At 73.1% G+C, this 14021-nt stretch carries 12 protein-coding genes and 3 pseudogenes; 12 read left to right on the forward strand and 3 right to left on the reverse strand.

What is annotated here, in order from left to right; all coding sequences use genetic code 11:
• A pseudogene (locus CCN42_RS12425) lies at positions 1–1300 on the forward strand (primosome assembly protein PriA); the annotation flags it as partial.
• Between the two features lie 242 nt (positions 1301–1542).
• Here CCN42_RS12425 and CCN42_RS12430 read toward each other — a convergent pair.
• A complete protein-coding gene (locus tag CCN42_RS12430; RefSeq protein ID WP_086735387.1) occupies positions 1543–2085 on the reverse strand; it encodes a hypothetical protein in 543 nt (180 codons plus the stop codon).
• 259 nt (positions 2086–2344) lie between these two features.
• Between CCN42_RS12430 and fmt the strand changes: the two genes are divergently transcribed.
• From fmt to CCN42_RS46120, 8 genes and pseudogenes are all read left to right on the forward strand, one after another.
• Complete coding sequence (gene fmt / locus CCN42_RS12435; RefSeq protein WP_086735389.1) at positions 2345–3289, forward strand: methionyl-tRNA formyltransferase; 945 nt, start codon at positions 2345–2347, stop codon at positions 3287–3289.
• 88 nt (positions 3290–3377) lie between these two features.
• Positions 3378–4805 carry an RsmB/NOP family class I SAM-dependent RNA methyltransferase gene (locus CCN42_RS12440; protein WP_086735391.1) on the forward strand — a complete coding sequence of 476 codons (1428 nt, stop codon included), beginning with the start codon at positions 3378–3380 and terminating at the stop codon, positions 4803–4805.
• A 142-nt stretch (positions 4806–4947) separates the two neighbouring features.
• A complete protein-coding gene (rpe, locus tag CCN42_RS12445; protein WP_043498944.1) occupies positions 4948–5634 on the forward strand; it encodes a ribulose-phosphate 3-epimerase in 687 nt (228 codons plus the stop codon).
• Between the two features lie 78 nt (positions 5635–5712).
• Positions 5713–6756 (forward strand): sugar-binding transcriptional regulator, encoded by a 1044-nt coding sequence (locus CCN42_RS12450; RefSeq protein WP_086735393.1) that lies wholly within the window; start codon positions 5713–5715, stop codon positions 6754–6756.
• A gap of 70 nt (positions 6757–6826) precedes the next feature.
• The gene (locus CCN42_RS12455) at positions 6827–7213 is read left to right on the forward strand and encodes a guanyl-specific ribonuclease (protein WP_086735395.1); all 387 of its coding nucleotides are present in this window, start codon (positions 6827–6829) and stop codon (positions 7211–7213) included.
• Positions 7210–7524 (forward strand): barstar family protein, encoded by a 315-nt coding sequence (locus CCN42_RS12460; RefSeq protein WP_086735397.1) that lies wholly within the window; start codon positions 7210–7212, stop codon positions 7522–7524. Before CCN42_RS12455 ends, CCN42_RS12460 begins: the two co-directional genes overlap by 4 nt.
• Before the next feature lie 132 nt (positions 7525–7656).
• A complete protein-coding gene (locus CCN42_RS12465) occupies positions 7657–9099 on the forward strand; it encodes a GuaB1 family IMP dehydrogenase-related protein (protein ID WP_169731443.1) in 1443 nt (480 codons plus the stop codon).
• Between the two features lie 68 nt (positions 9100–9167).
• Positions 9168–9716 (forward strand): annotated as a pseudogene (locus tag CCN42_RS46120) (thiol:disulfide interchange protein DsbA/DsbL); the annotation flags it as partial.
• A 132-nt stretch (positions 9717–9848) separates the two neighbouring features.
• Here CCN42_RS46120 and CCN42_RS12475 read toward each other — a convergent pair.
• Entirely contained in the window at positions 9849–10586 is a 738-nt protein-coding gene (locus CCN42_RS12475) for a dienelactone hydrolase family protein (RefSeq protein WP_086735401.1), read from the reverse strand.
• Here CCN42_RS12475 and CCN42_RS45865 point away from each other — a divergent pair.
• The 3 genes and pseudogenes from CCN42_RS45865 to CCN42_RS12490 form a co-directional block, all read left to right on the forward strand.
• Positions 10585–10974, forward strand: a pseudogene (locus CCN42_RS45865) (GNAT family N-acetyltransferase); the annotation flags it as partial. The gene CCN42_RS12475 and the pseudogene CCN42_RS45865 sit on opposite strands and share 2 nt — an antisense overlap.
• A 349-nt stretch (positions 10975–11323) precedes the next feature.
• On the forward strand, positions 11324–12808 hold the full coding sequence (locus tag CCN42_RS12485; RefSeq protein WP_086735403.1) for an amino acid permease: 1485 nt from the start codon (positions 11324–11326) through the stop codon (positions 12806–12808).
• A 10-nt stretch (positions 12809–12818) separates the two neighbouring features.
• Positions 12819–13271: an Lrp/AsnC family transcriptional regulator gene (locus CCN42_RS12490; RefSeq protein ID WP_043498934.1), complete on the forward strand. Its 453-nt coding sequence runs from the start codon at positions 12819–12821 to the stop codon at positions 13269–13271.
• Between the two features lie 65 nt (positions 13272–13336).
• Here the strand turns inward: CCN42_RS12490 and CCN42_RS12495 are convergent, their stop codons facing one another.
• Positions 13337–13795, reverse strand: coding sequence for a hypothetical protein (locus CCN42_RS12495; protein WP_086735405.1), 459 nt, complete (start codon positions 13793–13795; stop codon positions 13337–13339).
• Positions 13796–14021: the final 226 nt, after the last annotated feature.

Consider the following 14021-nt stretch of genomic DNA (forward strand, 5'->3'; position numbering starts at 1 on the left):
CGCCGTACGGCGGGGGTCCGTACGCGCGGTGGTCGGGACCCGCGCCGCCATGTTCGCTCCGGTGCGCGACCTCGGACTGGTCGCCCTCTGGGACGACGGCGACGACAGCCACAGCGAGCTGCATGCGCCCCAGCCGCATGCCCGGGAGGTGCTGCTGCTGCGCGCCGCCCAGGACAAGTGCGCCTTCCTGATGGGGAGTTGGAGCTGCACGGTGGAGGCCGCGCAGCTCGTGGAGACCGGCTGGGCCCGCCCCCTGGTCGCCGGACGTGAGCAGGTGCGGGCCGCCGCCCCGCTCGTGCGCACCGTGGGCGACCAGGACCTGGCACGCGACGAGGCGGCGCGGGCGGCCCGGCTGCCGACCCTGGCCTGGCAGGCCGTCAGGGAAGGGCTGAGGCACGGGCCGGTGCTGGTGCAGGTGCCCCGGCGGGGGTACGTGCCGCGGATGGCCTGTGCCCGCTGCCGGGAGCCCGCCCGGTGCCGGCACTGCGCGGGCCCGCTGGAGGCGCAGGACGCCGGGGCGCTGCGCTGCGGCTGGTGCGGGCGGGGGGAGGAGTCCTGGCACTGCCCGGAGTGCGGGTCGTTCCGGCTGCGCGCGCAGGTCGTCGGGGCGCGGCGGACCGCGGAGGAGCTGGGCCGGGCGTTCCCGGCGGTCCCGGTGCGGACGTCGGGGCGCGAGCATGTGCTGGACACGGTGCCGGGAACGCCCGCGCTGGTGGTGAGCACCCCCGGAGCCGAGCCGGTCGCCGAGGGCGGTTATGCCGCCGCGCTGCTGCTCGACGGCTGGGCCATGGTGGGGCGGCCGGATCTGCGGGCCGGCGAGGACGCGCTGCGGCGCTGGATCGCGGCCGGTGCGCTGGTGCGTCCCCAGGGGGCCGGGGGGACGGTCGTGGTCGTCGCCGAGCCGACGCTGCGGCCCGTGCAGGCGCTGGTGCGGTGGGACCCCGTGGGGCACGCGGTGCGGGAGCTGGCCGAGCGGGCCGAGCTGGGGTTCCCGCCGGTGTCCCGGATGGCCGCGGTGTCGGGGACGGCGGAGGCGGTCACGGAGTTCCTGGGGATGGTGGCACTGCCGCAGGAGGCCGAGGTGCTGGGGCCGGTGCCGGTGCCCGTCGCCGCTCCCGGGCGCCCCCGGCGGCCTGGAGCGCCCCCGCCGGGGGAGCAGTGGGAGCGGGCCCTGATCCGGGTGCCGCCGGGCCGTGGGGCGGCGCTGGCGGCCGCGCTGAAGGCCACCCAGGCGGCCCGGATGGCGCGGGGGAGCGGGGCGCTGGTCCGGGTGCGGATCGATCCGCCGGACATCGGGTGAGCGGCTGGACATCGGTGAGCGGTCGGGCGTCGGAGCAGCGGTCGGGCGTCCAAGGAGTGGCCGGACATCGGGGGAGCTGAAGGGCGGGTGCTGCGCGGGACCGCGGGGTGCTGCCAGGTGGCCGCAGGGCACTGCCCTCCCGGGGCGGTGCGTCGGGAGGGCAGTACGAAGGGGGCCGCATCGGCGCGTTCGCCTCGGCGGTTCGGCGGTTCGGAGGGGACCGGGTCGGCGGCTCGGCGGTGTCAGCCGTTGCGCGGGCTGGGGAACGCCGTCGGCCGGGCCTCGTCGCGCAGCGCCGGGCTGCCCGCCGTCGGCTGGGTGGGCATGGAGCGGGCGGCCGGGACCGTGGGCACCGTCGGAAGACCGGGGCCCACGTCGACCGTGCGGGTGCCCGTCGGCTCCGTGCCGCGCTCGGCCTCGGCGGCGGCCTGGGCGGCGGCGCGGCGGGAGCCGTACCGGCGGTGGACCGCCTGCTTGGTGACTCCGAGGGCGGAGCCCACCGCGTCCCACGAGAAGCCGAGCGAGCGGTCGAAGTCGACGGCGGCCGTGACCAGGGTCTCGACACTGTCCCGCAGCTCCTGGGCGAGTCGGACGGTCGGGGCGGGGGCGCGTCCGTAGACGACGAAGCCCGTGGAGGGGCCGGAGCGGCGCGGGCGGTAGACGTTGCCCAGCTGGGCGGTGAGCGTGCGCAGCGCGTCCACCTGCCGGCGGACCCGCTCGATGTCCCGCACCAGCAAGTGCAGGCTGGCCCGAGCCTGGGCGTCGTGGGTTGCGTGGTCGGCCATGAACAAGCCTCTCGAACCGGCGTTGAGGAGAAAGGATCGGGCCGCGATCGCGGCCCGTAGTGGTCAACTCTTTCTTGACCAACGCGGATTCACGCCGCTGGTCACGCCCAGGGGGCGTATGGGCATCGGCGTACGCCCCCAGGGGTGATGGTGCGCGGTGCTCCCGGCCTGGGGTTTCCCCGTCGGCGGCTCGGCCCGCCGTGGTCATAGACTGGTGCGCTGCCCGACCAACTCCCGTCCGAGAGGCCCGTGCCCGCCCATGAAGCTCGTCTTCGCCGGTACCCCCGAGGTCGCCGTTCCCGCCCTGGACGCACTGCTCGCCTCCGGGCGGCACGAGGTGGCCGCCGTCGTCACCCGCCCCGACGCGCCGGCCGGGCGGGGCCGCAGGCTGGTCGCCTCGCCCGTGGCCGAGCGGGCGGAGGAGGCCGGCGTCGAGGTCCTGAAGCCGGCGAAGCCGCGGGATCCGGAGTTCCTGGACCGGCTGCGCGCCATCGCCCCGGACTGCTGCCCCGTCGTCGCCTACGGCGCGCTGCTGCCGCGGGTCGCCCTCGACATCCCCGCCCACGGCTGGGTCAATCTGCACTTCTCGCTGCTGCCCGCCTGGCGCGGCGCGGCCCCCGTGCAGCACTCCATCATGGCCGGGGACGAGATCACCGGCGCCTCCACCTTCCTGATCGAGGAGGGGCTCGACTCGGGACCGGTCTACGGCACCGTCACCGAGGAGATCCGCCCCACCGACACCAGCGGCGACCTGCTGACCCGGCTCGCCTTCGCCGGGGCGGGGCTGCTGGCCGCGACCATGGACGGGATCGAGGACGGCGCCCTCAAGGCCGTACCGCAGCCGGCCGACGGCATCACGCTCGCGCCCAAGATCACCGTCGAGGACGCGCGGGTCGACTGGGCCGCCCCCGCCCTGCGGGTCGACCGGGTGGTGCGCGGCTGCACCCCGGCGCCGGGGGCGTGGACGACCTTCCGCGGTGAGCGGCTGAAGCTGGTTCAGGTCGCGGTCGTGCCCGAGCGCACCGACCTGGCGCCGGGCCGGCTGTCCGTCGGCAAGAACAACGTGTACGTCGGCACCGGCTCGCACGCCGTGGAGCTGCTGTGGGTGCAGGCCCAGGGCAAGAAGCCGATGCGGGCGGCGGACTGGGCGCGCGGGGTGCGGATCGCCGACGGGGAGACCGTCGGAGAGGCCGCCGGGGCCTGAGGTCCGGCGCGGCGGCCCGGCATCCGACCCCCCGGCACCGACGTACGCTGGTCGCACACCGTACTCAGAAAACCGGAGCACTTTTTTCGTGAGCGACACCTCCCGGCGGCCCCGCAAGACCGGCAAGCCCTATCGCCGGCCCAAGAAGGACCCCGTTCGCGTCCTCGCCTTCGAGGCGCTGCGCGCCGTGGACGAGCGGGACGCCTACGCCAACCTCGTGCTGCCGCCGCTGCTGCGCAAGGCGCGCGAGAAGGAGGGGCCCGAGAAGTTCGACGGGCGGGACGCCGCGCTGGCCACCGAGCTGGTGTACGGGACGCTGCGCCGGCAGGGCACCTACGACGCGGTGATCTCCGCCTGCGTCGACCGGCCGCTGCGGGAGGTCGACCCGCCGGTGCTCGACGTGCTCAGCCTCGGCGCGCACCAGCTGCTCGGCACCCGCATCCCCACGCACGCCGCCGTGTCCGCCACCGTGGAGCTGGCCCGCGTGGTGCTCGGCGACGGGCGCGCCAAGTTCGTCAACGCCGTACTGCGCAAGGTCGCCCAGCACGATCTGGACGGCTGGCTGGAACGGGTCGCGCCGCCCTACGAGGACGACCCCGAGGACCACCTCGCCGTCGTCCACTCCCACCCCCGCTGGGTCGTCTCCGCGCTGTGGGACTCCCTCGGCGGCGGCCGGGCCGGCATCGAGGAGCTGCTGGCGGCCGACAACGAGCGGCCCGAGGTGACCCTGGTCGCCCGCCCCGGCCGGGCCACGGCCGACGAACTGCTGGCCGAGGACGCCGCGGTGCCGGGGCGCTGGTCGCCGTACGCCGTCCGGCTCACCGAGGGCGGCGAGCCCGGCGCGATCCCGGCCGTGCGCGAGGGCCGGGCCGGGGTGCAGGACGAGGGCAGCCAGCTCGTCGCCCTCGCGCTCGCCGGCGCGCCGCTGGACGGGCCGGACGAGAAGTGGCTCGACGCGTGTGCCGGACCGGGCGGCAAGGCGGCGCTGCTCGCCGCGCTCGCCGCCGAGCGGGGCGCCACCCTGCTCGCCTCGGAACGCCAGACCCACCGGGCCGGACTGGTCGCCAAGGCCCTGCACGGCAACCCCGGCCCCTACCAGGTCATCGCCGCCGACGGCACCCGCCCGCCATGGCGCCCCGGCACCTTCGACCGGGTGCTGGTGGACGTGCCCTGCACGGGGCTCGGCGCGCTGCGGCGCCGCCCCGAGGCCCGCTGGCGCCGCCGCCCCGAGGACCTGGACGGTTTCGCGCCGCTCCAGCGCGCCCTGCTGCGCACCGCCCTGGAGTCCGTGCGCGTCGGCGGCGTCGTCGGCTACGCCACCTGCTCGCCGCTGCTCGCCGAGACCCGGGCTGTTGTCGCCGACCTGCTCAAGCAGTTCCCGGGCGCCGAACTGATCGACGCCCGGCCGCACCTGCCCGGCGTGCCCGCCCTCGGCGACGGCCCGGACATCCAGCTGTGGCCCCACCTGCACGGCACGGACGCCATGTACCTGGCCCTATTCCGCCGTACCTCCTGAGGGACCGCGGATCAGCGGGGGCGCGGAGCGTCACATCGTGCGGCTCCCGCCGCGCGGGCGCGACCAGCCCCCACCGGTCCGCGGACGAACTCCGACGGGGACCGATGCCGCTGACCCCCGCAGGGCATGGCAGTCTTGGGTCATGGCCGTGCAGATCAACCCCAGCATCCTGTCCGCCGACTTCGCCCGTCTCGCCGACGAGGCGAAGGCGGTCGAAGGGGCCGACTGGCTCCATGTCGACGTCATGGACAACCATTTCGTCCCCAACCTCACGCTCGGCGTGCCGGTCGTGGAGTCCCTGGCCCGTGCGACGGACACCCCGCTGGACTGCCATCTGATGATCGAGGCCCCCGATCGGTGGGCGCCCCAGTACGTCGAGGCGGGTGCCTCCTCCGTCACCTTCCACGTGGAGGCGGCCGCCGCTCCCGTGCGGCTGGCGCGGGAGATCCGGGCCAAGGGCGCCCGCGCCTCGATGGCGCTGAAGCCCGCCACCCCGATCGAGCCGTACGAGGACCTGCTCCCCGAGCTGGACATGCTGCTCATCATGACGGTGGAGCCGGGCTTCGGCGGCCAGGCGTTCCTCGACATCATGCTGCCGAAGATCCGCCGCACCCGGGAGCTGATCGGCAAGCACGGTCTCGAGCTGTGGCTCCAGGTGGACGGCGGAGTCTCGGCTTCCACCATCGAGCGGTGCGCCGACGCCGGCGCCGATGTCTTCGTGGCCGGATCGGCGGTCTACGGGGCGTCCGACCCGGCCGAGGCGGTACGTGCATTGCGCACCCAGGCGGAGGCGGCCACCGCCAAGGCGTCGTGGGCGTGCGACCACTGAGCGTCAGGAACGTGAACGGCGCCCATCAGGGCTGATCGAGCGCGCCGGATCTGCAAGGATGAACGGCGAATCCAGAGTGTGAACAGCAGTGAGGAGATCGCCGTGTCGGGTATGTCGGCGGGCCGGTCAGCCATGCGGATGGGACCCGCTGAGCTGGTGCAGGCGGCGGCCATGGCCCGCCGCTTCTACCTCGAGGGCAAGTCCAAGATCCAGATCGCGGAGGAGTTCGGCGTCAGCCGCTTCAAGGTGGCCCGGGTCCTGGAGACCGCCCTCGAACGGGACCTCGTACGCATCGAGATCCGCGTCCCGGCCGAGCTGGACGCCGAGCGCTCCGACGCGCTGCGCGCCCGCTACGGCCTCAGGCACGCCGTCGTGGTCGAGTCCCCGGCCGAGGCGACGGAGTCGCCCGACCCCGAGAACCTGGGGGAGGTGGCCGCGGACCTGCTCGGCGAGCTGGTCAACGAGGGCGATGTGCTGGGCCTGGCCTGGGGCCGCTCCACCATCCACATGGCCGCGGCCCTCGACCGGCTGCCGCCGTGCACGGTGGTGCAGCTGACGGGTGTGTACGACGCCGGGACCGCCGAGCGCGGCTCGGTGGAGGCGGTGCGGCGCGCCGCCCAGGTCTCGGGCGGTGACGCCCACCCCATCTACGCGCCGATGCTGCTGCCGGACGCGGCCACCGCGGCGGCGCTGCGCAACCAGACCGGGATCGCCCGGGCCTTCGAGTACTTCGACAAGGTCACGGTCGCCTGCGTCTCCATCGGCTCGTGGGAGCCCGGCATCTCGACGGTGCACGACATGCTCAGCGACGAGGAGCGGGCGCACTACGCCTCCCTCGGAGTCGCCGCCGAGATGTCCGCGCACCTCTTCGACGCGGAGGGCCGCCGGATCGGCCGGGACCTGGGCGAGCGGTGCATCACGGTCAAGGCCGACCAGCTGCGCCGTATCCCCGAGGTCGTGGCGATCGCGGGCGGGCAGCGCAAGGGGCCCGCGATCGATGCCGTGCTGCGCTCCGGGTTGGTCACCAGCCTGGTCACGGACACCTCGGCCGCGGACTACCTGCTGACGGCCGGGGCGGCGCCGAGGTCCGCGCTGAACCGGGCGGACCCCGACGGCCACTGACGGCCACTGACGGACACTGACGGGTCCCGACGACGGGTGCCCCGGGGGCGGCCGTGCCAGCATCGGTGGCATGCTGCTGCGGTTCGTCCCCCGGGTCCTGCTCTGCCTGCTCGCGCTGCTGGCCGGGTGCGCCGGCACCGAGACCTCCGCCCCGGCCTCCGCCCCGCCGTGGGCCGAGGGCATGGCCACCGTGCGGGAGGCGGATCTGCCCGCCGAGGCCCGGGACACGCTGGCCCGCATCGACCGGGGCGGGCCGTTCCCGTACGACCGGGACGGCGCGGTCTTCGGGAACTTCGAGCGGCTGCTGCCCGCGCACGAGCGGGGCTACTACCGCGAGTACACCGTCCGGACCCCGGGCTCGCCCGACCGCGGGGCACGACGCCTCGTCACCGGGCGCGGCGGAGAGATCTACTACACCGACGATCACTACGACTCGTTCAGGGCGGTGCTGAGATGACGGAACGCGTGGTCACGGTCGATCTCGCCGGGGTGACCGACAAGGCGGGCCTGATGGACCGGTGCGCACGCGCCCTGGACCTGCCCGAGTGGTTCGGGCGCAACTGGGACGCGCTCGCCGACGGCCTCGGCGACCACACCCTGTGGCCGGAGGGCGCCGTGGAAGCCGGCCTGCTGATCGTCGTACGCCACTGGCAGGGGTACGCGCGGGCACGGCCCGAGGAGTGGCGCACGGCGCGGGAGGTGTTCGCCGAGGCGGCGGATCACACGCCGGCGCTCTCCGTCGCCCTCGCCCTTGGAGGAACCTCCTAACGCCTCCCTGGCCGGCCTGGATGAACCGCCCGTACCTGCGGATACGGGCGACATGGGAGAATGAAGTACGTGCTCTTTCCCCCTGGCTGACCTGTCCGGGGGCCACCTCTGATCGACTGGGATGTGCAGCACGTGCGTTTCCTCAACGACATCCAGCCCTCGTACGACCTGACGTACGACGACGTGTTCATGGTGCCGCGCCGCAGCGCGGTCGGCTCCCGCCAGGGCGTGGACCTCAGCTCCCCGGACGGCACGGGCACCACGATTCCGCTCGTCGTCGCCAACATGACCGCCATCGCCGGCCGCCGCATGGCCGAGACGGTGGCCCGGCGCGGCGGCCTCGTCGTCATCCCGCAGGACATCCCGATCGAGGTCGTCACCGACGTCGTCTCCTGGGTCAAGAGCCGCCACCTGGTGCTCGACACGCCGATCGTGCTCGCCCCCCACCAGACCGTCGCCGACGCGCTGTCCCTGCTGCCCAAGCGGGCCCACAACGCCGGGGTCGTCGTCGACGAGGACCAGCGCCCGGTCGGCGTCGTCACCGACCGGGACCTCACCGGGGTCGACCGCTTCACGCAGCTCGAAGTGGTCATGTCCAAGGACCTGCTCCTGCTGGACGCCGACATCGACCCGCGCGAGGCCTTCAACACCCTCGACCACCACAACCGGCGCTACGCCCCGGCGGTCGACCGGGACGGCAGGCTCGCCGGCATCCTCACCCGCAAGGGCGCCCTGCGGGCCACGCTCTACACCCCGGCCGTCGACGCCCACGGCAGGCTGCGTATAGCCGCCGCCGTCGGCATCAACGGCGATGTGGCCGGCAAGGCCAAGCAGCTGCTCGACGCGGGCGTCGACACCCTCGTCATCGACACCGCGCACGGGCACCAGGAGTCGATGATCAGCGCCATCCGGACGGTGCGCGCGCTCGACCCGCAGGTGCCGATCGTGGCGGGCAACATCGTCTCCGCCGAGGGCGTCAAGGACCTGATCGACGCGGGCGCCGACATCATCAAGGTCGGCGTCGGTCCCGGCGCCATGTGCACCACCCGCATGATGACCGGCGTCGGCCGGCCGCAGTTCTCCGCGGTGCTGGAGTGCGCCGCCGAGGCGAAGAAGTACGGCAAGCACGTGTGGGCCGACGGCGGTGTCCGCCACCCGCGCGACGTGGCGATGGCGCTGGCCGCCGGCGCGTCCAACGTGATGATCGGCTCCTGGTTCTCGGGCACCTACGAGTCCCCGGGCGACCTCCAGCACGACGCCGACGGCCGTGCGTACAAGGAGTCGTTCGGCATGGCCTCCGCCCGCGCCGTGCGCAACCGGACCTCGGAGGAGTCGGCGTACGACCGCGCCCGCAAGGCGCTGTTCGAGGAGGGCATCTCCACCTCGCGGATGTTCCTCGACCCGGCCCGCCCGGGCGTCGAGGACCTGATCGACTCGATCATCGCGGGCGTCCGCTCCTCCTGCACCTACGCCGGTGCCGCCTCCCTGGAGGAGTTCGCCGAGAAGGCCATCGTCGGCGTCCAGAGCGCCGCGGGCTACGCCGAGGGCAAGCCGCTGCACGCCAGCTGGAGCTGACCCGGATCCCCGCGCGAGGCCCCCGGAGAACCGGGGGCCTTTCGCATGCCCGGCGCCCAACGGTCGGCCCATGCGCCGGCAAGGAGTACATCGAACTCTCCCACCGGGTCCCGGTGAGCGTGCCGGGCAAGGTCGAGGTGGTGGAGGCGTTCTGGTACGGCTGCCCGCACGGCTATCACGTCGAGCCCACAGTGGGCCCGTGGGTCGACAAGCTCGCCGACGATGTGGCTTTCCGCAGGGTTCGGCGATGTTCGGCGGCCCGTACGACGCCCACGGGCAGATGTTCCTGGTCCTCGAAGCCATGGGCGTGCAGGACAAGGTGCACGCTTCTGTCTTCGACGCCGTTCACAGTCAGCGGAAGAGGCTCACTGATCCCAGGGTCAGGCCGACTTCCTCGCCACTCCCGGCGTCGACGAAGACAAGTACCTCGCCAACCTTCAGCTCCTTCTCCATCAAGGGCCAGGTGAACCAGCCATGGAGCTGGCCAAGAAGTACGAGATCATCGGCACCCCCTCGATGGTCAACGGCGAGTACCGCTTCGACCTCGGAACGGCCAGCGGTCCCGAAGGCTCCCGAACGTGGCAGATCACCTGATCGTCAAGGAGCGCGCAGCGTAGTTACTGCGGCAGTTGCGAAAGCGTCTCCGCGGTCGAGCATCCGCGAATGTGGTTCTGCCATGGGGACTCGAGGGGAGGGGACTGTGAGTGCCCGACGTGGACCAGGCCTGGGCGCCGAGCTGTCTGCCTGGGTCATGCCCGCAGATTCTCCGTCCCGGGCAGGCACTCGGCGAGCAGGTCGACGACGTCGCGCCAGGCTCGCTGCGCGTGCTGGGGGTGGTAGCCGACGCCGGGGACCGTGGGGTGGTCGACCGGCGGGTGGTGGAAGGCGTGCAAGGCGCCGCCGTAGACCGTGAGGCGCCAGTCGACGCCCGCGGCCTGCATCTCGGCGGTGAACGCGTTCCGTTGTGCGGGCGGCATGATCGGGTCTTCCGACCCGACGCCGGCCCACACCGGGCAGCGGATGCGCGCTGCCTCGCCCGGTCGGCCCGTGGTGGTTGCGTTGACTGTCCCGATCGCGCGCAGGTTGACGCCGTCGCGCCCGAGTTCCAGCCCGATGGCGCCCCCGGTGCCGTAGCCGACGGCGGCGATCCGGTCGGGGTCGGTCCGCGGTTCGGTGCGCAACACGTCGAGCGCCGCATGGCCGATGCCCCGCATCCGGTCGGGGTCGGCGAGCAGCGGCAGGCAACGGGCCAGCATCTCCTCTGGGTCGCCCAAATAGCGCCCGCCGTGAAGGTCGAAGGCCAGCGCTACGTATCCCAGTTCGGCGAGGGCATCGGCCCGGCGGCGCTCGACGTCGCTGAGCCCCATGCCCTCTGGTCCGAGCAGCACCGCGGGCCGGCGATCGACACCGGCCGGGAGCGCGAGGTGCCCGATCATCGTCAAACCGTCCGCCGGGTACTCGACCGTACGCGTCGTGATCTTCGTCATGCGACTGGACTGTATTGATCGTCGAGCCCTGCTCGGTCGGTGTTCTGCCGCTGGCAGAACAGCGTGCGTGTCCCTCGTGCCCCTCTGGAAAACGGGGGCCGAGCGCTCGGGGCTTCAAGAGCCAAGCGCGCGATACCCCCTCGTCTCCAGCGCCTCCCGAACAGGCGCACAAGCGCTGCTCGAAAGCTGTGCGGCGCCCGAGGTGCGGGCCGCGCACCCCGGCTGCCCGGAGCTGAACGGCCTCGCGGTCCGGCCCGAGTCGCTGCGCTCCCGGGGCATCGGCACGGCCCTGATCCGTACCGCCGAGCGGCCGGCGCGCGAGCGCGGCATCGACGTCATGGGCCTCGGTGCCGGCGCGGACAACCCGCGCGCGCCGGCCCTCTGCGCGCGGCTCGGATACCGGCCTTCGGTGGCCCATGCCGACCGCTGGACATATCTGGACGACCAGGGCGCCTGGCGGGAGTGGGCGGACTCCTGCACGTTTTCGTCAAAAGGCTGCAGTGAGCATCGGAACGCAACACTCGAAAGCCCCCGCGCAACGAACCCCCGCGTCATCGTGAGGAACGCAATGATCTTGCGGGTATGCGCAAGGTTGCTGCATTACAGGCGCAATGCCCCGCCCATAGAGTGTCGCGCTGTACGTGGCGTGGCGGGGACCCCGCTCGGTGGGTCCCGGCTGTCGCCGGGGTGCCGCCGGTCCCCGTCCGACCTGAACGGCAGCGATAAGGAGCCAGCGCGTGCTCGACCAAGGCGCACCCCCGCAGAACCGCACCCAGCCAGCCCCGGGCGTCGCCGCGCGCCTGATGCGCCGCAAGCCCGTGGAACGCCTGGTCGCGGAGGGCGGCCAGGGGGAGGGCGGCTCGCTCAGGCGCTCTCTGGGGCTGTGGCAGCTCACCATGATCAGCATCGGTGCCACCCTCGGCACCGGCATCTTCGTCGTCCTCGGCGACGCCGTCCCGGAGGCCGGTCCCGCGGTCACCCTGGCCTTCGTGATAGCCGGTCTGACGGCTCTCTTCTCGGCCCTGTCGTACGCCGAGCTGGCGGGCAGCATCCCGGTCGCCGGCTCCTCGTACTCGTATGCGTACGCAACGATGGGCGAGCTGGTCGCCTGGGTCTGCGGCTGGTGCCTGGTGCTGGAGTACGGCGTGTCGGTGGCCGCCGTCGCCGTCGGCTGGGGCGAGTACCTCAACGAGCTGCTGGACGGCACCATCGGCGTCACCATCCCGAGCGCCCTGTCCTCGGCGCCGGGCGAGGGCGGCATCATCAACCTGCCCGCGCTGATCGTCGTCCTGCTGGCGATGGTCTTCCTGCTCGGCGGGGTGCGCGAGTCCGCCCGCGCCAACACCATCATGGTCGCGGTGAAGATCGCGGCGCTGGTGCTGTTCTGCGCGGTCGGCTTCATGGGCTTCAAGTCCGGCAACTACGCCGACTTCATGCCGCTCGGCATGGCCGGGGTCAGCGCCGCCGGCGCCACGCTGTTCTTCTCGTACATCGGCTTCGACGCCGCCTCCACCGCCGGTGAGGAGGCGAAGGACCCGAAGAAGGACCTGCCGCGCGCGATCATGCTCTCGCTGATCATCGTCACCGCTCTGTACGTGCTGGTCGCGGCCGTCGCCGTCGGCGCCTGGAACTGGACCAAGTTCGAGGGCTCCGAGGCCTCCCTCGCCGCGATCATGAACGACGTCAGCGGCCAGACCTTCTGGGGCACCCTGCTCGCCCTCGGCGCGGTCATCTCCATCGCCAGCGTCGTGCTCACCGTGCTCTACGGCCAGACCCGCATCCTCTTCGCGATGTCCCGCGACGGCCTGGTCCCCAAGGCGCTCGGCAAGGTCGACGCCAAGACCGGCGCCCCGCGCGTGAACACCGTGATCGTCTCCCTGTTCTGTGGTGTCCTCGCCGCCCTGATCCCGCTCGGCAAGCTCGTCGACGCCACCAGCATCGGCACGCTGTTCGCCTTCGCCCTGGTCAACATCGCGGTGATCGTGCTGCGCTACAAGCGGCCGGAGCTGGAGCGCACCTTCAAGGTGCCGTTCGGTCCGGTGCTGCCCGTGCTGGGCTTCGCCTTCTGCGCGTACAACATGTTCAGCCTCGACACCATCACCTGGGTGGTCTTCGGGTTCTGGATGGCCGCCGGTCTCGTGTTCTACTTCCTCTACGGCTATCGCCGGTCGCGGCTCGCCGCCCCGGAGGCCACACCGGAAGCATCACCAGAAGCGAAGTGAACCACCCCCAGTGCTGAACGATCTCGACGAACGCATCGTGCACGCCCTCGCCGAGGACGCCCGCCGCTCCTACGCGGACATCGGCCAGCTGGTCGGCCTGTCCGCGCCGGCCGTGAAACGCAGGGTGGACCGGTTGCGCGCCACCGGGGCCATCACCGGATTCACCGTCCGGGTGGACCCCTCGGCGCTCGGCTGGGAGACCGAGGGGTTCGTCGAGATCTACTGCCGCCGCAACACCTCGCCGGAGACCATCCAGCGGGGCCTGGAGCGGTACCAGGAGGTCGTGGCCGCGTCCACCGTCACCGGGGACGCGGACGCGGTCGCCCAGGTCTTCGCCTCCGACATGCGGCACTTCGAACGGGTCCTGGAGCGCATCGCCGGAGAGCCGTTCGTCGAGCGCACCAAGTCGGTGCTCGTCCTCTCGCCGCTGCTGCGCCGCTTCTCGTCGGGCTCGCCGACCTGACGGTCGTACCACCGAGCGGACGGTCGTATCGCCGGCCTGAACGCCGTGCCGCCCAGCGGACGCACTCACTCCGACCGGCTGCGGACCGACGCCAGCAGGTGCCGTACGCCGATCGCGTGGCCGCCCGTGCCGACCACGAGCAACCGGTAGAGCGCGCCCGCCGGGCCGGGGAACCTGGCCCGGCTGACGGCCCGCACCACGGTGCGGCGCGGGCCCGCCTCGTCGAGGAGGAAGGTCAGGGCGTACGTCGAGAACCGATGCCGCCCGAGGAGGACCAGCTCCCTGCCGGGATCCGCGGCGACCACCCGGAAACCGCTGATCGTGGAGCCCTCGGCCAGCGGCCGGGGTCCGGACGCCACGGGATCGGCGCAGCCGACGAGGTGTGCGAACCGGACCGCCCCGGCACCCGCGTAGGAGCCGTCCAGGACGTCGCCCAGCCCTCTCCAGACGTCATCGGTGTCCGCCGCGACGACCGTGCTGTGTTCGTCGATGAGCGGCAGGGCGAGGCTCTCGGTGACGTCCATGAAGGTCCTCCGGCAGACGGGTGCGGCTTCCGGCCGAAAGTCTCGCGGACCGGTGCGCCCGGCCGCGTCGTCCCCCGGGCGGACGCGGACCGCCGCTCGGCGGAGCCGCACGGACACCGGTCTCCTCCTCCCGGAGGGGACCCGGCCGGAGGCCACCCGTGTCCCCTCGGGGTGGGAGCGCGCTCCGGCCAAGGGGGTGTCGTCAAACTCGCGTCTGCCCCGCGAC

Source organism: Streptomyces glaucescens (genome assembly GCF_002154375.1).
Classification (GTDB): Bacteria; Actinomycetota; Actinomycetes; order Streptomycetales; family Streptomycetaceae; genus Streptomyces; species Streptomyces glaucescens.